This is a genomic window from Klebsiella sp. 18074 (genome assembly GCF_902705905.1).
Lineage (GTDB): Bacteria > Pseudomonadota > Gammaproteobacteria > Enterobacterales > Enterobacteriaceae > Klebsiella > Klebsiella terrigena.
The window spans coordinates 219,873-238,264 of the sequence record NZ_CACSIS010000005.1 but is presented as its reverse complement, the minus strand read 5'-3'; the positions used below and the strand labels follow the sequence as shown (position 1 = coordinate 238,264).

The following is an 18,392-nucleotide window of genomic DNA, read 5'->3' as shown; positions in this document are numbered from 1 at the left end:
TAGTTTAACTGAGTTTGCAGACACTGATGAGAAAACGGCAGACCGACCCTGTAAAATCCTGGCGTGAGTTCTGGTAGCAACATACCGGTGAGGTGATAAGGAAACAGGGTGCGGATGACATCATGGCGCAGGAAACCTCTTTCCATAAATGACGCCGGATATATGACAGCGAACCGTATCAAATCAGTATTTGCATAACACTGGGCGTCCATATATGACTCACATGACAAAACCCGCATCAACCATCAAAAAGATCCGCAAGCAGCACTCACCTTCTGGCTGTCGTCATCGCTCTGTGGTCACGTGCTGTTATCGGCTGGTCAATGTCATCGCGGATGACTGCGCAGCTGGCCTGCGATGCGCTACAGATGGCGTTGTGGCGACGTAAGCGCCCGGAAAATGTCATCGTTCACACAGAGCGTGGTGGGCAGTACTGCTCAGCGGATTATCAGGCGCTACTGAAGCGACATAACCTGCGCGGTAGCATGAGTGCAAAGGGTTGTTGTTACGATAATGCCTGTGCGGAAAGCTTCTTCCACTCACTGAAAGTCGAATACATCCATGGCGAACAATTTATCAGCCGGGAAATGATGCGGACGACGGTGTTTAATTATATCGAGTGTGATTACAATCGGTGGCGCCGTCACAGTGCGTGTGGCGGCCTCAGTCCGGAACAGTTTGAAAACCAGAACCTCGCTTAGGGCTGTGTCCACATTACGTGGGTAGGATCACACACCTCCTTCGCTGTGTCCCAGAACCCAAATACAGGGAGTTTGCATTTCACGTCTAAGCATTTTTACCCAGGATCGAACGTCGTCAACATAGTCAGCAATCGTCACCGCATTGGCATCCTCTACGGCCATTGCGCTAGCGAACATTCCACGTTTGTCGATACGAAGCGTTGCAAAGCCTTTTGCAGCCAGGCCTTCAGCAAGAAGTCGATATGCCACTACAATATGATGATGCACTCACTCCAGGCGGGTTGTTTCCATCCCGATCGGTAGGCCCGGAGCCAGGAACGATAAGAACAACTGCGGTTGGTGTTGAATTTGCGGTGAGTAACGTGCCTTTCAACGGACCTTTTGGCCCGGGAGCCTCAAGGAAAGTTTCGGAAAAGGTCACCGGCACCGACGCCAGACTCACAAACGGGCATGCGCTCAAAAGGGCAATGGAGGCTGTAATATTCACCGATTATGTTCCTGTAAAACTAAGCGTAGCTGTCAATTTATATTATAAATATGACCTGCTCTCCATTGATTAATACATCAGTGATGTTAGTCAGGTCCGCCTCTGATGCAAAACAGCCCGTTAGACGCCAACAGCATTGATGAACACATCTAATAAACCCTAGCGAATTACCCTATCTAATCGAATAAATAGCTTTGCGTTATGCTTTTCCCACACAACAGCTGAAGGATAACGTCATGCAAACTGTAAAACTGAACAACGGTATTGAAATGCCCCTGCTGGGCTTTGGTGTGTTTCAGATGTCTGATGCTGCCGAATGCGAGAGAGCCGTTATTGATGCCATCGATACGGGGTATCGCCTGATCGATACCGCGGCTTCTTACCAGAATGAAACCCAGGTCGGGAATGCGCTGCAGCAGACGGGGATCGCCCGCAACGAACTCTTTGTTACCACCAAACTTTGGCTACAGGATACCAGTTACGAAGGGGCGAAGGCGCAGTTCGAACGTTCATTGAACCGACTGCAGCTGGACTATGTTGACCTGTACCTGATTCACCAGCCCTACGGCGATGTCCACGGAGCGTGGCGCGCCATGGAAGAGCTGCAGCAGGCTGGCAAAATTCGCGCGATTGGCGTCAGCAACTTCCACCCAGACAGACTGGCCGATCTTATCGCCTTCAACAAGGTCGCGCCGGCGGTAAACCAGATTGAAGTTAACCCCTTCAACCAGCAGCTGCATGCGGTGCCGTGGAACCAAAGCCGCGGCATTCAGCCGGAAGCCTGGGCGCCGTTCGCCGAAGGCAAAAATGGTCTGTTCCAGCACCCGGTGTTAACGGCGATCGGCCAGAAGTATGGCAAGAGCGTCGGCCAGGTTGTTCTGCGCTGGATCTTCCAGCGAGGCATCGTTTCGCTGGCGAAATCGGTGCGCAAAGAGCGCATGGCGGAGAACATCAACGTTCTCGATTTTGAACTCAGCTCGGCAGATATGCTGCAGATTGCCGCCCTGGACACCGCAACCAGCGCCTTCTTCTCCCATCGAGATCCGGCAATGGTGGAGTGGCTGACCGGCCGCAAACTTGACGTTTAAGCCACGAAAACAGAGGTACTCATTCAATGCAAACACGCTATCTGGGCAACTCCGGACTTGAAGTGTCGGCCCTCGGACTCGGCTGTATGGGGCTGAGCCACGGCTACGGCCCGGCAACGGATACCCGTCAGGCTATCGAACTCATTCGCGCCGCGGTTGAACGCGGCGTCACCTTCTTTGATACCGCCGAAGTGTATGGCCCCTACCTCAATGAGGAGGTGGTTGGCGAAGCCTTAAAACCCTTTCGCGATCGCGTGGTCATCGCCACCAAGTTTGGTTTTACCTTCGGGCCTGAAAACAGGCAGCAGATTTTAAACAGCCGGCCGGAGCATATCCGCCAGGCCGTTGAAGGGTCATTGCGCCGTCTCAAAACGGAGGCTATCGATCTGCTGTACCAGCATCGCGTCGATCCTGAGGTCCCCATTGAAGATGTGGCCGGAACGGTAAAAGATCTGATTGCCGAAGGAAAGGTCAAACACTTCGGCCTCTCCGAAGCGGGTGCGCAGACCATCCGACGTGCGCATAGCGTACAGCCGGTCGCTGCGCTGCAAAGCGAATATTCCATGTGGTGGCGCGAGCCTGAACGGGAGATCCTGCCGCTGCTGGCCGAGCTGGGCATCGGGTTCGTGCCGTTCAGTCCGCTAGGCAAAGGATTTCTGACCGGTTCTATCAAGGCCGGAACCTCGTTTGGTCAGGACGATTATCGCAGCACGGTGCCGCGTTTCGCCGCGCAAGCGATTGAAGCCAATGAACAGCTGGTCACCTTGCTGGGCGCACTGGCAGCCGAAAAAGGCGTAACGTCGGCGCAAATCGCGCTGTCATGGCTGCTGGCACAAAAACCGTGGATTGTTCCCATCCCCGGCACGACCAAACTGCACCGTCTGGAGGAGAATCTGGGCGCCGCGGACATTGCGCTGTCTCAGGATGATTTACGCCAGGTCACGCAGGCGCTTGAAACGATAAAAATCGTCGGCGAGCGCTACTCGCCTGAGCATCAGGCTCGGGTAGGCCGTTAAGGCCCTGGCTGGTTCGCCGCGCGCGGCGGGCCAGCTATTCCGCGTAGCGAAGGGCGTCGATCATTAACGCAAAAGCGGGCGGGTGCTGCTTGCGGCTGGGGTAATAAAGATAGTATCCGGGGAAAGAAGGGCACCACTCCTGCAGAACCTGAATGAGCTCCCCCGACTGGATATAGCTTTCAACCATATTTTCTGGAACGCAGGCGATGCCAAAGCCAGAGAGAACGGCATCTATTCTTTCCGCCAGCAGGTTAAACGTCACCTGTCCCTCAACCCTGACGCGCAGCGGTTTGCCATCCTTCTCGAACTCCCAGTGATAAAGGCCACCGGCGGTGGGCAGACGCATATTAATGCAGCGATGGTTTTGTAGCTGGTGCGGCGTTTCAGGTGCGGGGTTAGCGGCGAAATATACCGGCGCACCGACCACCGCCATTCGCATATCCGCGCCTATCTTTACGGCGATCATATCCTTATCCACGCTTTCGCCCAGGCGGATCCCGGCGTCAAAGCGCCCCTCAACGATATCGACAAAACCATTATCCACGACCAGTTCGACATTGATTTCCGGATATTCCCTGAGAAAGGGTTTGAGCTTCGGCCAGACCAGGCTCCGGGCGGCATGCTCCCCGGCGGATAAACGGATATTGCCGGAGGCGGTGCCGTTCAGCTGAACCAGCGACTCCAGCTCCTGCTCAAGATCGGCAATGCGGGGCTCAAGGCAGGCAATAATTCTTTCACCTGCTTCGGTGGGGGCCACGCTGCGGGTGGTTCGGGTCAAAAGGCGGATGTTTAGCCGTTCTTCCAACGCTTTCATCGCGTGGCTAAGCGCTGACTGGGAAACGCCAAGCTTACCCGCGGCTTTGGTAAAACTTCGCTCTCTTGCCACCACCAGGAAGATTTGGAGTTCGTTGAAGTTTTCTTTGAGCATTGGCGGTTTCCTTATTGAAACATTGCCCCCAAAGAGAATTCATGAAGGGCGTTCATAGACACAATCATTTTAGCCCTGTTACTGACAATAATGATAATTGATATTCTATCCCTATCAAAAATATGTCTGAATTATCAGAAGGTTTATTATGAAAATACTCGTTGCCGGCGCGACAGGAAGTATCGGACTTCACGTCATGAATAGCGCAATTGAAATGGGCCATCGGCCCGTGGCGCTGGTCAGAAATCGGCGCAAAGTGAAATTGCTTCCTCGCGGAACCGATGTTTTTTACGGCGACGTTTCGCAGCCCGAAACGCTGACCGATGTGGCGAAAGATATTGATGCCGTTATTTTTACGCTCGGTTCAGATGGGCAGGGGCGTATTGGCGCCAGGGCGATAGATTATGGCGGTGTGCGTAATATCCTCAGAATGTTCAAAGAGAAGCCTGTTCGCATCGCTTTAATGACTACGATTGGCGTCACCGAGCGGCTCAGCACCTGGAATCAACGCACCGAGGTTCATGACTGGAAAAGGCGCGCCGAGCGTCTGGTCAGAGCCAGCGGTCATCCCTATACCATCGTCAGACCGGGCTGGTTTGATTACAACAATGATGATGAGCAGAGGATCGTGATGCTCCAGGGCGATCGGCGCCACGCCGGAACGCCGGATGATGGCGTGATATCCAGAGCTCAAATCGCCAGGGTGCTGGTGAGCGCCCTGACCAGCGATGCGGCAAAAAATAAGACCTTCGAGCTGGTGGCCGAGCAAGGGCAAGAGCAGGCGGATCTCTCGCCGCTGTTTGCGGCTCTCAAGAACGACAGTCCGCAAAGAAACGAGGGAGTCTTAGATATGGACAATATGCCTCTCAATGAAGAGCCAGAGTGCGTTATTAACGAGCTCAACCTGTTGTCCAAACGGGCTACATCAATTTAATAACCCTGACAATTTTGTCATATAGCGGTCAGTCTTATGACAGCTTCGATCTGTATATTTAAATATACAGACGCATGACGTTTCTCCTGATCCGAGTCCAGTTTCAAACATACAGTTTATAAGAGGTATTAGATATGAAAGCACTGCTTATTACCACATTGCTCATGGGCTTCATTTCAGTAAATACCGCATCTGCCGCGCAGGAAATTAACCATGCCGACGGCAAGGAGAAAATTGGCGTAGTCTCGGCCAGCAACGCCTATACGCTTGATGATTTATCGAATGCACTTTCTCGCAAGGCAGATGAGCAGGGGGCAACGTCGTTCAAAATCCTGTCAACGACAGGAAATAATCGACTGCACGGCGTAGCAGAAATCTACAAATAGATCATATGTATCCTGAGAAGGATGATGTCATATCATAACCCTTTCATAATGAGCGTCTATTTATGTTCAAAACAGAAGACATCATCGATGAGATAAGCCAATGGATTGATTCAAACTTACATAAACCGCTGAGGATCGAGGATGTTGCTGCGCGGGCAGGCTACTCTAAGTGGCATCTTCAGCGGGTTTTTTTTCAGGTTAAACGCATTAGCCTTGGCAAGTATATTCGCGATCGGCGACTCTCCCGTGCGGCAAAAGATCTTGTAGAGACCAACGACTCGATAATGGAAATCGCGTTTAAGTATGGTTTTGATTCTCAACAGACCTTTACCCGAGTTTTTTCAAATAACTATAGCTTGCCGCCGCTCAGGTACCGGAAGCTTAATGGCGTCGAGGATTAATTTTCCTTCTTATCAACGCTATTCTGCCGGCGCTGTTTCAATTAATGATTTAAGCACGCGTAATAACCATGCCCTGGTTTAAGATAAAACCGCCAGGATATTATTGTTAAATTTCTCGTTCAGTCCGCTACGTTCTCCGTCTAATACGTTCTCATCGCATTTTTAAACGAATACGTTATTTTGTACATCCAAAGCCCGCTGGCCTGCGATAAAGACAGATATCCTTCCTTTAACCAGGATCCGAGGAGCTTATTCGTTGCGCTTAGCGTGGATTGACGCACCCTGGCGATCGTTACGATAGCCGCTGGTCTTAAGTTTCCCGCCGGCAGCCAGCCGCCGATAGGGGCTGGATGTCAGCAGCATACAATCGTCGCCGATTAGTTATCGCACTTACCCGGTACCGCTAGCTTAACTTCCGGTTTGGAAACAACGCGCATCCCTTCGCTGTCAGGTACCTGTTCCAGCCCGGCTCCGCCGACGAAAACGCCCATTTTAATGTACTGGCGAACAAAGTAGTTCTTGCCCGGGGCGACGTTGAGCGTCAGGTTATTTGGCGAGAACTCAGATTCTGTTCCCAGCGTATGCGGCTGGCTGGCCGATATTTGCTGATAGAAAAAGACCCTGTCGGCGGTTTCTCCGAGGCAGCGCCCATCAAGATAAACGTCTTTTTTAAGCGCTTTGCCGACAAAGCTGTCCCTGTACACGTAGAGACCGGCCTTACCGCTTTCCGGCGCGGGAAATGATTTAGCCGTCGCATTTTCAGCATTGCTGGCTAAAGGGACCGAGGCGCAGCCGCCAAGAAGAGCTGAAGAAAGAATTACCGCCGCGAAGATTATTTTATTCATTGAATTCTCAGAGGGTTAAAAAAAGTAGGATCAGAATAATCCTGTTTTTAAAATGTGTCACCTCTGAAATATTGTGTAACAAAGTATGATTTCAGGATGGAGTAGCGGATAAAAAATTGATGGATGTCAGGGAATACCCAGGGGCGCATTGAGGCGCGGCTGCGGCTTATTGCCGTTCAGTTCGCTAAAACGAACGTCTTCGTTTTGCATGGTGATTCAGCTAAGGTAGGAACAGAAGGGATCAACGCGGAGCTAAAAGAAGGTAATGATGCTGATTTATGACGTATTTGGCCGACATATAGGGGTTCAGCGCGAAGGTGAACGCTGGCTGGTATTTCGTGCTGACCTGACGGAGCGAAAATTTTCCCGCCTGTATGAGGTTATTATTCCCGACGATCTTACCGAAACCGAGATTCCCGGCTGGCTGGATGATATTTTTCACGAGGCCGCGACGGAAAAGCATCCCGAGGTGAAGCGGATTGAATAGTCAAGGCGGCTTTGTCATAACAATCCTGCCATCCCTGGAAAGCGCAAAAACGCAGCTTTAACGTTAAACAAAGCAAATCGCCGTAACGGTGTCTGAAGGATTTTTGAGGGAAGAGGGGGATAACAGAAACCTAATCTACGGCCTTCACGGATATATTGCGATAACCCATGAGGGCCGGGAGTAGCCGAAGTTACGCTGGTTTCAGGCAACGTTTTTCATCAGTAATTTTCGCGCCGCATCTCTTAAATCATCGTTCACCCGATTAGACGCGATAATCAGCCTTAATGCTTCTTCACTTGCCCCTGCGGCAATAATTGCCCTCGCTTTACTGGTGCGGCTCCCACCGCTTTTTTCCGTGTACCCTTCCTGAGTATGCAGCAGTTCAATAAGGTCCGCGCGTGAAACAGCTGCGCTGGCAAACCTGTCGTAATACGTCACAAAGCACCCCATACCAATCGCTTTAAGGTAAGCGCGTAATTTTTCGTCGTCCATTGAGAAGCCCTTAGCGGAAGATTTGCGGGAATTGTAGCTCCTCGGAGGCCATTTTAACCAGGGGGAAACTGAATTGGAGGCGGTATGACCATAGCCAGCCTGCTGGAGCTGCGAGCTTTAGGACAATAGCGGCCATAAAGCTGCGGCTGGGATACCCGCCGTCGGGAGATTTCATCATCAGCCAGACCGCTATGGGGGAGGATGAATCGATTTTTATCGATCAACGAAATACGAGATTTTAAGTGCTGATTGTTGATTTTAAAAGATTTTTCTTTGATGGTGCCGATAATAGGAGTCGAACCTACGACCTTCGCATTACGAATGCGTAAATTGATCTTGTAAAATCAATACCTATCGAATTTAAATGGATTTTTTGCCACAATATTGCCACAGTTCGTTAGGAATCAGACAGAAATGGCGACTATACGCAAACGTGGTAACTACCAATGGGAAGCTCAAATCCGTAAACGTGGTTTTCCCTCTCAAACCAAAACCTTTAACACCAAAGTAGAAGCTGAAGCTTGGGCCAAAATGATCGAGTCAGAAATGGCGAGAGGAGTTTGGCTTAGCCGCAGCGAAGCGGAATCTACGACATTGTATGAAGCCCTAACGCGATATGAAAAAGAGATTGTTCCCGACAAAAAAGGGGCAGTGCAAGACCGATCATTGGTGCGGATACTAAAAGGCACTCAGCTGGCGAAAAACTATATGGCTAGCATCAGGAGTGCCGATGTCGCCAAGCTGAGAGATGAATGGTTGAAAATCTATGCTCCTGCAACCGTTTTAAGGCGTTTGGCCTTACTTTCTCATGTATTCAATGTTTCGCGGAAAGAATGGGGCATGGAGAGCCTGCTGAACCCCGTAGAGGCCATTCGCAAACCCCAACCCAAGAACTCCAGGACCAGACGCCTGGAAGCGCTGCCTGTAGTTTCTGAGAAAACCGGTGTTACGTCAGGAAAGGAAATAGCCAACGAGATCGAACATATCATCGCCGCAACACATTCATTAGTATTGCCAGCAATCATTCTTCTGGCGTTAGAGACAGCCATGCGCCGTAGCGAAATCGCAGAGCTTCGATGGCGCTTTATCGATCTTGATCGGCGAGTTGCACATCTGCCGGATACTAAGAATGGTAATGCCCGCGATGTCCCTTTATCAACGAAAGCCATTACGATACTGTCCAGTCTCAAGGAACATTCTAAGCCAGCTGCTGATAAGGTTTTTGATATGCGTGCAGACGCGATTACCCGAGCTTTTGACCGAGCTGTAAAACGAGCCAGAGAACGATACGAGAAAACAAACTCATTATGTGAGGAATCTTTCCTTAAAGATTTAAGATTTCATGACCTTCGACATGAAGCAACTTCTCGACTTGCTGAAATTTTCCCTATGCATGAACTAACCAAAATTACAGGACATAAAGATCCAAGAATGCTAATGCGGTATTATCATCCAAAAGCTGAAGATTTGGCGTTAAAGTTGAAATAAGGACGTTGTATGGATTATAAAAATAAGTTAGTTGATGCATCACCAAAATTAAACAACCCTCAGCTATTGGCTATAATATACTTAATACCTTTTGGATACTTGATTGTAGAAAACCCATTATGGCTAGAAAATATATACGTTGCCGCTCCAATTTTCCTATCATCCATAGCTTTATTAACCAGTGTATACATAGGATATCGTGATTTATTAAATAAAGTATTTAATAATGCAGTAGTTAAATGGGGCGTAACTGGCTTTACATATTCCGTATGCTTATGGATCGCAAAGTTTAAGCTTGACATAGCTTATGGTATAGTCCCAGAAAATCTTAATTACTCGACATTAGCTTATGCTTTCATGCTCTCATTTCCAATAGGAGCAATGATTTGTGCAATTACAATCTATATATACATATTTTTGCGAGATGTATCCCCAGCAAAAATAGTAATATCCTCTATGATATCAGTATATATTGGAAACTTGGCTCAACATCATATGCAAATGAACAATCTTCCTGAAAAAATATTATTAATAGGACTCATAATTATGGTCCCCTATAACATGGTCAATCTAGCCAGTTCGTTAGTTATTAAAAGGAAATTTAATTTTAATCGTTTAGTATCAGGCTTATCCCTTTTTGCTGTGTCAGTTGCTCTTTTTATTATTAGCATGACAGCAATGAAATATATTGAAAGATTTCAAGAAAAGTTTATTTTTCTTGATGCAAGAACATCTACGACATGTGATAGCTCAGAAAGCAAATCGCTTTATATTGAAAAAATGAAAATCAGTGTTATAGAATATCAGGAAATAAATTCTCGGAGTTAAGACTAACTCTTGTAGATAAAAACACCTCGAATATAAATAATAAGGGCACTTCAACTTATGAACAAAAATAACCCTGCAAATTCATTTTCTATAGAAGCAAGGAAAGAAGCTTTTCGGAGGACTGAAGCCAGTCTTTTTTTATCAAGTAAAGATCCTAAAGGCTCCTCATTTTTTAATGAAATAAAAAATAAGGTGATCAATGGAGAGCTAACCTATGAAGAGGCAAAGAGAGAAGTATTAAATTATCACATTGAACAATCTAAAAATCAAAATAAAAAAGGCTAACATTTAGTTAGCCACTTCTCACTAGTGAGCTATTTTATAGTCCCTTAATGCATTTTTAAGCAACTCAGTTTGCACATCAGCATCATCACAATTATAAATTCCGGTAGCAGAATAATACTCTTCGATGCAAAGAATATTTATCAATGGTTCACAAATCTCTTTAATAAACTCCTTGTTGTTATCGGCAAAAATAATTTTTATTCCTTCCAAAACAAAGCTATTATAATCAGCCATTATCCACCTCCTTACAGGTGTTTAGTGGAAGCGTCAGTTAACGTTACCGCGCTAACTGACGCGCCTAAATCAAGATTTTTTACTGCCAGTTAAACTATCACCCTCAAACTCATCCTGTTCGTGGTTAGTCTGACGATCGGCTGTGTGTTTACGTATTTGATTCGCTATTTCCCCACCAACGGTCTGTTGTCTTCGGATAGAATTAGTACTTCCCTTCATCATCTGATACTCCGAAGCTCCGTTAGGCCCGCTCGCCATGTGAGAAGCCATGCGGCCAGCTCGTGAGAATGATGAAGCAAACCCCTGGCTTCCTCCGCTGACGCTACCTGTATTACTCCCTGCAGAAGAACCACCGGAACCGCCTGATGGTTGTCCTCCAGAAGTATCTACGGAACCGGTATCTTCCCCTCCGCCAAATCCTCCACCTGAACCACCTTTATCACCAGAACCAGATTCTTCGGCCATCGCCGCTTGTGCAGATTCAAATGCTGCTTTTAGAGCGGAAGCACCACCACTGACTTGAGCTGTAGCACTCATTGCCATTGCCCCAGCGCCACTGATTGCAGTAGTAGCAGCGCCAGTAATCATACCTGCTCCAAAACCACCGATCCCTTGTAAGGACGCTCCTCCAACAACGCCTGATAACAACAACGGTAATTTATTCGTCAATACTAAAAGAATAATTGACGCCAGAAGTAAAACAATAAGACTATTAAGATCAGGAATATCATTTTTAATAATAGAAAAATACTGATCTATAAATGATTGCCCAATCCCAATGATTAATGTCATCGTAAATAACTGAATACCAATCGATAATACTGTGCGTAAGTAATTTATTGCTATATCAGAAGTCCATTTCGAGCCACCAAACCCAAGCAAAATAACTCCTGCATAACACAACACCCATGCAGAAACTAACATTATTAGCATATTTATCGCGATAAGCGCCATTACTACTAATACTATTATCGCGACGGTTATCATAATGGTCGAAATCATTGGAGACCAAATTGATGCTGCTGAACTGACCTTTGTTAATATCACAAAAGCCATATCCACTATGCTGGAGGGTGAAATACCAGTACTTGTTCCTAAAGCATTTGCTGCAAGTTGTCTCATTGAGTTAATTATAGATTGTGATATGGCTGGGCCGTTGATTAAAAGATAATAAAAAAAACCAATCACGGCAAAAAAACGAACTATTTCTGCAAGTGCACTGATTAAACCTTCCCCTTGCATCGCCAACATACCAAATGTCCAAACCATACTTATTAATACCAGCCCCCAGAAGAGCCAATTTGCATAATCACCAATTACTAATGACCATGTGCTGGCTACTTGCTGAAACTTATCTAATAACGTATCAAGTAATCCGCTACTATCTAATTGACCAGCATAAGCATTTACAGAAAACAAAAAAACCACTCCTAAAAAAGTGAGCTTGCTTACTATTCTCATAATTACCATTCTCGCTTAGGGCTAGGATTGTTATTGCCACGCAGGGCACATTTATCGTAGTTATGTTCGTTCAATTTATTCTCTGGCGTCGATAAACAATCTTCATCTTTTTTATCGCAAGAGCATAGAATTAATGAAATTATTAGAATGAAAATGACCAAAAGTTTATCTTTCATTCAGCTCTCCCTCACCAAATTCGCTTCGGGCTTGGTGTGTTCTCGCCAGCTAACGCTTTTTCATCAGCGACTATTTGTTGGGCTTCTTTATCAGCCTCAGCCTGTGCCAGTGTTGCTGCAGCGTTTTGCTGGGCAACCAGAAGCGAGCGGATTTGCAGCAACTGGTTCGTTTGAGCACTGGCAAGCTGGTTAGCGGCCTGAATAGCTTCCATTTGCCCTTGTGCGCCGGTTGCCTGCGTTTGCAAATCTGCAAGGTTGTCAGCATCGCTTTGCAGTGTTTCCTGCTGTTCGTCAAGAGCCTTAAATACAGCGTCATTGGCCTTTTTACGTGCCTCAGAGCTGTTCTGTTCAGCTTTGCGCAGTGCGCTAATTTCATCCGCAGTACATTCAACATTACTGTTAAAGCACGGTGATGAGCGGTAGTAATTCACGTCCTGATAACGTTTCAGATATGAATCAAGACTCCCGGCCTGGTTTTTGTAGTAATTAAGGGTGTCCTGCGCCTGCAACAATTTGTTGATGGTCGAATTGGCCTGATCCCAGATATAGGCTGCAGGTGCGACTGTATTTTTGAGCATGTTTTCATACTGCTGCAGCTGCGTCTGGTACTGCTGGATCTGTTTTGCCACAGCCTGAACGTTGTTGACTGCGCTGATTGTGGTCTGCACCACATTAGTACCATCGATTACAGGGATACCGGCTGTCGCCGGTAATGCCATGATGGACGCCAGCAAGGAAGCTGCTAATGATTTTTTAGCTGCTAAAATCCCTCTCAGTGATGAAAATACTCGGAGCATTAACTTCATTTGCCCACCTCAAATTTAACTGATTATTAATATTGAAAACTCGTACTTTTAACAAATACAGATATTTAGGAAACCATAAATTTATTTATCCAAGATTCTATCCATAATATTTCTTAGTTCTTGTCTGGTTGATTCTATTTTAGCAAGCAACGTTTTTATCAATGAGGGTGAAAAATCAACTGTGCGTGGATCGTTAGCTAACCACAGTTTAAGTAACCCACCAAGTCGACCAAGATCAGCATTTACTCGGCTAAGCTCTACAACCTGTTCAATATCTACCATAGACTCAACCTGATAACCCATTGCTACTTTACGAATGAAACTCGCCACACTTAAGCCAGATGCTTCTGCATTTTCCTGGATTTGCGCTTTTTCATCTGGCAAACAATAAACTTTAATTGGTGTACTATTTTTTCTAGTCTGAGAAACGGTCATATCATTCTCCATACAGGCGGTAGCCGATCAGCCTCGCAGAGCAGGACTCCGTTGAGCAGCTCAGCTGCGAATAAGGGAAGGTAAAGTTGGGCCACCGTTTACGGTGGGCCTACTTTACATATCCTGCCCTACATTTGCCGTTGTGAATCTGTGTACGTATTGTGTATTCCTGTGTACTCAGTGTGTTTTCCTAAAGCATTTGTGCAGGATTAGTCGTGTAAAAGTGTGCAGCATATGTGTTTATTGAAAGGAAACTTATTTGAATACCCCAAGGAATATTTTTATTCTTGCGGCTTGAGCTTTGGTGGTCTGCCACGTTTCCTTTGAGACTTATTTATCTCTTTCGATATATCATCATTCTCTTTCTTTGACTCAACAGATTTATCTATCCAGTCCTTAACATCCTCTCTACGCCAGAGAAGACGTTTATTACCGGGAAGACGGCATCTTGGTGGAAGACATTTTGGATTTCGCGTTGCATCACTGCGGATACTTTTTACAGTTTTCTTTAATGCAAAAGCCAACTCTTCAACGGTTATAAGTTCTGGCATAACTGATTTCATCGAAGAACCCATCTCTCAGTAGAAATTTGAGGATTTTAGCGGCTAAAATTTTAGGCGCTAAAGTTTGCTAACCAACGTTATGAATTGAGAATAATTAAAACTTACTGCCAAAAAGAATAATGTCAACAGGGTTTTTATTCATCGGGTTCTTACTTCATATGAAATTGGTTTTATTGACCAATTTCTGAATCACACTAAGGTTTTAATAATTCCTTTAATCTTTTTGGTTATATATAAGGTTAAAGATCAGGTTAGAGGGGGGTGGAAAAGCGATATATTTATTTGTTTATTATGACAATTTTAAATTATACCCGTACCTCAAATGTCATGAAAGCGTACCTCATATGTCATAAAAGCGTACCTCATATGTCATATAATAAAAAATTAACAAACAAGTTATGCACAATATTATCAACAGAATCTGTGGGTAAATACACAGATTATACATGATGAAATAGATTGTTTAGCTAAACTAAATAGCAATAAATAAAATGAAACAAAATGTAAATAACAGAGGATTGTAGATGACTTATAAATTTGGTTAGCTAACCTTTATAAGAACTACTGTTTGCAAATGATTCATTCCTGACAGCGGATATATCGAATTTGAGTAAGAAAAACACTTAAACCAACCTTACTCTATGATTTGTTTAGCTAAACAAATTACTATAATGAATCCGATGACGTTTAAAAAAAAGGAGGGGGGATGAGGACGATAAATGCTGCACCTTCAACTGTCGGAGAGATTTTATACGAAGAATTCTTGAAACCATTGGATATGCCTCCCGCAAGACTTGCTGAACTGATGGATACATCATATGAAAAAATTTTGGAAATAATAAAAAATGAGCGAAATATAACTCTTGAGGAAGCTTTTCAACTCGCGATAATTTTCAATACAGATGCATATTTTTGGGTGAAACTGCAAGAGCTACATGAGGCATGGTTTAATAAAAAAAAGTAATGGTATTCAATTAGATTGCTTAGTCCTAATACATAATATGCTTTGAATAATACTCATGTATTACTAGTGACTCATTAAAACATGATAACACCAGGAGGACTGAGGATTGAGAAATTTGATCCTGGATGATGTGACCCAGTCCTGACCGGACAAATCATTTTAGCAGTGGTATATGCGACACTGAAAGCGGATATAAAGAAGCCCGACTGGTAAAATCGGGCTTTTTTTTGGCACTCTGGCCTGAATGGAACATCCTACATTAGACGTTAAGATCTTACATCTAATTAGCCGAAAATACTAATGGATACATAGTTGTATTTGACTTGACTACCCATTTGCAGATTACTCCACCATCACCAATAAAATTCGACCACTCAGATTCGGAAGTGTTCGGCTGTAGGTCTTAAACCCGAAAGACTGCTATGTGCCATAAGCGGACATTTTGAACTACCTAACGTTATATTTTCTCCTGATTGACGCGTGACGAAAGTTCCTGATGGCTCTCTTTTCGTTCGCTGTAGCGATCGGCAAGGTAACTGCTTTGCCCCTTGAACAGGAGAGTGATTTTAAATAACTCCTCGGCGACATCGACAATGCGGTCATACCAGGACGAAGGTTTCATTCGCCCGTTTTCATCGAATTCCTGCCAGGCTTTAGCGACTGAAGACTGGTTAGGAATAGTGAACATCCTCATCCAGCGGCCAAGAATTCGCATCTGGTTCACCGCATTAAAAGACTGCGAGCCGCCACATACCTGCATTACAGCGAGAGTTTTGCCTTGAGAAGGGCGGACCGCGCCTTCGCTTAACGGGATCCAGTCGATCTGGGCCTTCATCACCGCACTCATTGCCCCATGCCGCTCAGGAGAGCTCCACACCATTCCATCACACCATCTGACCAGTCCGCGCAGCTCTATGACTTTTGGGTGTGTATCCGGAGCATCATCCGGCAGGGGTAAACCTGAAGGATTAAACAGCCTGACTTCCGCCCCCATCGCCGTCAGCAGGCGACCCGCCTCTTCTGCTGCAAAACGACTGTACGAACGCTCTCTTACCGAGCCATACAGAATCAGAATGCGTGGAGATTCATTGAGCTGTAGGTGCTCAGCAATCTTTTTATCGAAACAATCAGCGTTCAGTGCAGGAAAGTGTTCCATTATTTCTCCTCCGGGATATTACGGTGATTTCAAAGCTAATGCATATGGTTTACCATATGTATATTCTGAAGGGAACGGAGTAATCAATGCTACAGCCTGTTCAGCTTTTTAAAATCCTGTCGGATGAAACACGTCTCGCCATTGTCATGCTTCTCCGGGAGTCCGGCGAACTATGCGTATGCGATATATGTGCGGTCACTACTGAGTCACAGCCCAAAATATCTCGCCATATGGCTATTCTGCGTGAAGCAGAGTTAGTGCTTGACCGCCGGGAAGGCAAATGGATTCACTACCGTCTGTCTCCCCACATGCCAGCGTGGGCGGCTGAGACGATCACGACGACCTGGCAATGTATGAGAGAAGATGTGGGTGAATGGCTGTCAAAATCAGCCTGTACATCATGCTGAGAATTTTTCATCACATATACATAACCATATGCAAAGGAACCTGAAATGATTTTGGCAGGGAGTATATTTATACTGACGCTGGTCCTGGTCATCTGGCAGCCCAGAGGTCTAAGCATCGGTTGGAGTGCAAGTATCGGAGCAGTGTTGGCGCTGGGAACGGGAGTTATCCACATTCATGATATCCCTGTAGTCTGGAACATCGTCTGGAACGCAACAGCGGCATTCATTGCGGTGATCATCATCAGCCTGCTGCTCGATGAGTCCGGTTTCTTTGAATGGGCCGCGCTGCATGTTTCCAGATGGGGTAACGGGCACGGCCGCCTGCTGTTTACCTGGATAGTACTGCTTGGCGCAGCTGTTGCTGCTCTGTTTGCTAACGACGGTGCCGCGCTGATACTGACGCCAATTGTGATTGCAATGCTGCTCGCACTGGGGTTCAGCCAGGCGACGACGCTGGCCTTTGTTATGGCTGCGGGATTTATTGCCGATACCGCCAGCCTGCCGCTGATAGTTTCCAACCTGGTGAATATTGTCTCGGCGGATTTCTTCGATCTGGGCTTTACGCAGTACGCCTCCGTGATGGTCCCTGTGAACCTTGCGGCCATCGCTGCAACGCTGGCCATGCTCCATCTCTTCTTCCGCCGCGATATTCCGGCCAGATATGACGTTTCACTGCTCAAAACGCCTGCCAGCGCGATTAAAGATCCAGCGACGTTCAGGGCGGGCTGGGTTGTTTTACTGTTCTTGCTGACCGGTTTCTTTGTTCTGGAGCCGCTGGGGATCCCTGTAAGTGCGATAGCAGCAGTTGGGGCTGCGGTGCTTTTCGTGGTAGCAAAGCGTGGTCATGCCATAAATACCGGGAAAGTGCTGCGCGGTGCGCCCTGGCAGATAGTGATTTTCTCGCTGGGTATGTATCTGGTCGTCTACGGCCTGCGTAACGCTGGACTGACTGAGTCTCTTTCAGCCGTACTCAATATGCTGGCAGACAAAGGTTTATGGGCTGCTACGTTCGGTACCGGCTTCCTGACTGCGTTCCTGGCGTCTGTGATGAACAATATGCCGACGGTACTCATTGGCGCATTGTCTATAGACGGGAGCACTGCGTCCGGCATAGCCAGAGAGGCGATGATTTATGCCAATGTGATTGGCTGCGATTTAGGTCCTAAAATCACCCCGATAGGCAGTCTGGCAACCCTGTTATGGCTTCATGTGTTGGCACAGAAAAACATGACCATCACCTGGGGGTATTACTTCCGCACGGGCATAATCATGACTCTGCCCGTGCTGTTTGTCACTCTGGCCGCGCTGGCGTTACGGCTCTCCGTCACTTTGTAATGAGATACAGATATGAGCAACATTACCATCTATCACAATCCGGCCTGTGGGACCTCACGTAACACGCTGGAGATGATCCGTAACAGCGGTAACGAACCAACCATTATTTATTATCTCGATACTCCCCCGACTCGTGATGAACTTATCAAACTGATTTCAGATATGGGTATTGGAGTACGTGCATTGCTGCGTAAGAACGTCGAACCCTATGAGCAGTTGGGTCTTGATGAAGAGAAATTTAGTGATGAGCAGTTGATTGATTTCATGCTTCAACACCCGATCCTGATTAATCGGCCGGTAGTCGTTACGCCGCTTGGCACTCGTCTTTGCCGCCCTTCAGAAATAGTGTTGGATATTCTACCGGAAGGTCAGAAAGGAGTGTTTACCAAAGAGGATGGCGAGAAAGTCATTGACGAAATGGGGAAACGGGTTAAGTAATCTGCCCACTTCAAAATATCGGACGCCTGTTAATGCTTTGCGGGCGTCCGC

25 protein-coding genes, 1 tRNA gene and 1 pseudogene are annotated in these 18,392 nt (G+C 46.5%); 15 read left to right on the top strand and 12 right to left on the bottom strand.

Annotated elements, in window-relative coordinates:
• Positions 1-275: 275 nt before the first annotated feature.
• Positions 276-701 (top strand): annotated as a pseudogene (locus GVK32_RS07645) (IS3 family transposase); the annotation flags it as partial.
• A 27-nt stretch (positions 702-728) separates the two neighbouring features.
• Here GVK32_RS07645 and GVK32_RS29085 read toward each other — a convergent pair.
• Positions 729-950, bottom strand: a complete 222-nt coding sequence (locus tag GVK32_RS29085; protein WP_227697824.1) for an alpha/beta hydrolase — start codon at positions 948-950, stop codon at positions 729-731.
• Here GVK32_RS29085 and GVK32_RS29080 point away from each other — a divergent pair.
• The 3 genes from GVK32_RS29080 (at position 944) to GVK32_RS07630 (ending at position 3,292) form a co-directional block, all read left to right on the top strand.
• On the top strand, positions 944-1,261 hold the full coding sequence (locus GVK32_RS29080) for a hypothetical protein (protein ID WP_227697822.1): 318 nt from the start codon (positions 944-946) through the stop codon (positions 1,259-1,261). The two genes, GVK32_RS29085 and GVK32_RS29080, sit on opposite strands and share 7 nt — an antisense overlap.
• 163 nt (positions 1,262-1,424) lie before the next feature.
• On the top strand, positions 1,425-2,276 hold the full coding sequence (locus tag GVK32_RS07635) for an aldo/keto reductase (protein WP_159866792.1): 852 nt from the start codon (positions 1,425-1,427) through the stop codon (positions 2,274-2,276).
• 26 nt (positions 2,277-2,302) lie between these two features.
• On the top strand, positions 2,303-3,292 hold the full coding sequence (locus GVK32_RS07630) for an aldo/keto reductase (RefSeq protein ID WP_159866789.1): 990 nt from the start codon (positions 2,303-2,305) through the stop codon (positions 3,290-3,292).
• Between the two features lie 34 nt (positions 3,293-3,326).
• Here GVK32_RS07630 and GVK32_RS07625 read toward each other — a convergent pair whose 3' ends face one another.
• Positions 3,327-4,220 (bottom strand): LysR family transcriptional regulator, encoded by an 894-nt coding sequence (locus GVK32_RS07625; RefSeq protein WP_123706699.1) that lies wholly within the window; start codon positions 4,218-4,220, stop codon positions 3,327-3,329.
• A 148-nt stretch (positions 4,221-4,368) separates the two neighbouring features.
• Here GVK32_RS07625 and GVK32_RS07620 point away from each other — a divergent pair, with 148 nt between their 5' ends.
• The 3 genes from GVK32_RS07620 (at position 4,369) to GVK32_RS07610 (ending at position 5,941) form a co-directional block, all read left to right on the top strand.
• Positions 4,369-5,154 carry an SDR family oxidoreductase gene (locus tag GVK32_RS07620; RefSeq protein ID WP_159866786.1) on the top strand — a complete coding sequence of 262 codons (786 nt, stop codon included), beginning with the start codon at positions 4,369-4,371 and terminating at the stop codon, positions 5,152-5,154.
• A gap of 134 nt (positions 5,155-5,288) precedes the next feature.
• A complete protein-coding gene (locus GVK32_RS07615) occupies positions 5,289-5,540 on the top strand; it encodes a DUF1471 domain-containing protein (protein ID WP_159866783.1) in 252 nt (83 codons plus the stop codon).
• 62 nt (positions 5,541-5,602) lie between these two features.
• The gene (locus GVK32_RS07610) at positions 5,603-5,941 is read left to right on the top strand and encodes a helix-turn-helix domain-containing protein (RefSeq protein WP_123706702.1); all 339 of its coding nucleotides are present in this window, start codon (positions 5,603-5,605) and stop codon (positions 5,939-5,941) included.
• 377 nt (positions 5,942-6,318) lie between these two features.
• Here the strand turns inward: GVK32_RS07610 and GVK32_RS07605 are convergent, their stop codons facing one another.
• The gene (locus GVK32_RS07605; RefSeq protein ID WP_159866780.1) at positions 6,319-6,786 is read right to left on the bottom strand and encodes a DUF2846 domain-containing protein; all 468 of its coding nucleotides are present in this window, start codon (positions 6,784-6,786) and stop codon (positions 6,319-6,321) included.
• 268 nt (positions 6,787-7,054) lie between these two features.
• On the opposite strand from GVK32_RS07605, the gene GVK32_RS07600 reads away from it, so the two are divergent.
• Complete coding sequence (locus GVK32_RS07600; RefSeq protein WP_123706704.1) at positions 7,055-7,273, top strand: hypothetical protein; 219 nt, start codon at positions 7,055-7,057, stop codon at positions 7,271-7,273.
• A 201-nt stretch (positions 7,274-7,474) separates the two neighbouring features.
• Here GVK32_RS07600 and GVK32_RS07595 read toward each other — a convergent pair whose 3' ends face one another.
• Positions 7,475-7,765 (bottom strand): hypothetical protein, encoded by a 291-nt coding sequence (locus GVK32_RS07595; protein ID WP_159866777.1) that lies wholly within the window; start codon positions 7,763-7,765, stop codon positions 7,475-7,477.
• A gap of 277 nt (positions 7,766-8,042) precedes the next feature.
• A tRNA-Ser gene (locus GVK32_RS07590) sits at positions 8,043-8,154 on the bottom strand.
• A 25-nt stretch (positions 8,155-8,179) separates the two neighbouring features.
• Here GVK32_RS07590 and GVK32_RS07585 point away from each other — a divergent pair.
• The 3 genes from GVK32_RS07585 to GVK32_RS07575 are packed head-to-tail and all read left to right on the top strand — an operon-like array spanning position 8,180 to position 10,366.
• Entirely contained in the window at positions 8,180-9,253 is a 1,074-nt protein-coding gene (locus GVK32_RS07585) for a site-specific integrase (protein WP_049097211.1), read from the top strand.
• 9 nt (positions 9,254-9,262) lie between these two features.
• A complete protein-coding gene (locus GVK32_RS07580) occupies positions 9,263-10,081 on the top strand; it encodes a hypothetical protein (protein ID WP_227697821.1) in 819 nt (272 codons plus the stop codon).
• A 57-nt stretch (positions 10,082-10,138) separates the two neighbouring features.
• Positions 10,139-10,366, top strand: a complete 228-nt coding sequence (locus GVK32_RS07575; RefSeq protein WP_074442463.1) for an antitoxin VbhA family protein — start codon at positions 10,139-10,141, stop codon at positions 10,364-10,366.
• Between the two features lie 21 nt (positions 10,367-10,387).
• Here GVK32_RS07575 and GVK32_RS07570 read toward each other — a convergent pair whose 3' ends face one another.
• The 6 genes from GVK32_RS07570 to GVK32_RS07550 form a co-directional block, all read right to left on the bottom strand.
• A complete protein-coding gene (locus GVK32_RS07570; protein ID WP_071055413.1) occupies positions 10,388-10,600 on the bottom strand; it encodes a hypothetical protein in 213 nt (70 codons plus the stop codon).
• Between the two features lie 69 nt (positions 10,601-10,669).
• Positions 10,670-12,061: a P-type conjugative transfer protein TrbL gene (gene trbL, locus GVK32_RS07565; protein WP_159866774.1), complete on the bottom strand. Its 1,392-nt coding sequence runs from the start codon at positions 12,059-12,061 to the stop codon at positions 10,670-10,672.
• A gap of 2 nt (positions 12,062-12,063) precedes the next feature.
• Positions 12,064-12,237 (bottom strand): hypothetical protein, encoded by a 174-nt coding sequence (locus GVK32_RS28855; protein WP_001575473.1) that lies wholly within the window; start codon positions 12,235-12,237, stop codon positions 12,064-12,066.
• 11 nt (positions 12,238-12,248) lie between these two features.
• Positions 12,249-13,043 (bottom strand): P-type conjugative transfer protein TrbJ, encoded by a 795-nt coding sequence (gene trbJ, locus GVK32_RS07560; RefSeq protein ID WP_065897099.1) that lies wholly within the window; start codon positions 13,041-13,043, stop codon positions 12,249-12,251.
• 81 nt (positions 13,044-13,124) lie between these two features.
• Positions 13,125-13,478, bottom strand: a complete 354-nt coding sequence (gene traJ, locus GVK32_RS07555; RefSeq protein WP_000218774.1) for a conjugal transfer transcriptional regulator TraJ — start codon at positions 13,476-13,478, stop codon at positions 13,125-13,127.
• 281 nt (positions 13,479-13,759) lie between these two features.
• Positions 13,760-14,041, bottom strand: a complete 282-nt coding sequence (locus tag GVK32_RS07550) for a hypothetical protein (RefSeq protein WP_077258730.1) — start codon at positions 14,039-14,041, stop codon at positions 13,760-13,762.
• A 706-nt stretch (positions 14,042-14,747) separates the two neighbouring features.
• Here GVK32_RS07550 and GVK32_RS07545 point away from each other — a divergent pair.
• Entirely contained in the window at positions 14,748-15,005 is a 258-nt protein-coding gene (locus tag GVK32_RS07545) for a HigA family addiction module antitoxin (RefSeq protein WP_001575470.1), read from the top strand.
• A gap of 457 nt (positions 15,006-15,462) precedes the next feature.
• On the opposite strand, the gene arsH is transcribed toward GVK32_RS07545, so the two are convergent.
• Positions 15,463-16,161: an arsenical resistance protein ArsH gene (gene arsH, locus GVK32_RS07540; RefSeq protein WP_123552177.1), complete on the bottom strand. Its 699-nt coding sequence runs from the start codon at positions 16,159-16,161 to the stop codon at positions 15,463-15,465.
• Between the two features lie 86 nt (positions 16,162-16,247).
• On the opposite strand from arsH, the gene GVK32_RS07535 reads away from it, so the two are divergent.
• From GVK32_RS07535 to arsC, 3 genes are read left to right on the top strand one after another with little or no spacing between them, the layout of a single operon-like run.
• The gene (locus GVK32_RS07535; RefSeq protein ID WP_064407404.1) at positions 16,248-16,568 is read left to right on the top strand and encodes a transcriptional regulator; all 321 of its coding nucleotides are present in this window, start codon (positions 16,248-16,250) and stop codon (positions 16,566-16,568) included.
• Positions 16,569-16,613: 45 nt separating this feature from the next.
• The gene (locus GVK32_RS07530) at positions 16,614-17,903 is read left to right on the top strand and encodes an arsenic transporter (RefSeq protein ID WP_115192521.1); all 1,290 of its coding nucleotides are present in this window, start codon (positions 16,614-16,616) and stop codon (positions 17,901-17,903) included.
• Positions 17,904-17,915: 12 nt separating this feature from the next.
• The gene (gene arsC, locus GVK32_RS07525) at positions 17,916-18,341 is read left to right on the top strand and encodes a glutaredoxin-dependent arsenate reductase (RefSeq protein ID WP_076946774.1); all 426 of its coding nucleotides are present in this window, start codon (positions 17,916-17,918) and stop codon (positions 18,339-18,341) included.
• Positions 18,342-18,392: the final 51 nt, after the last annotated feature.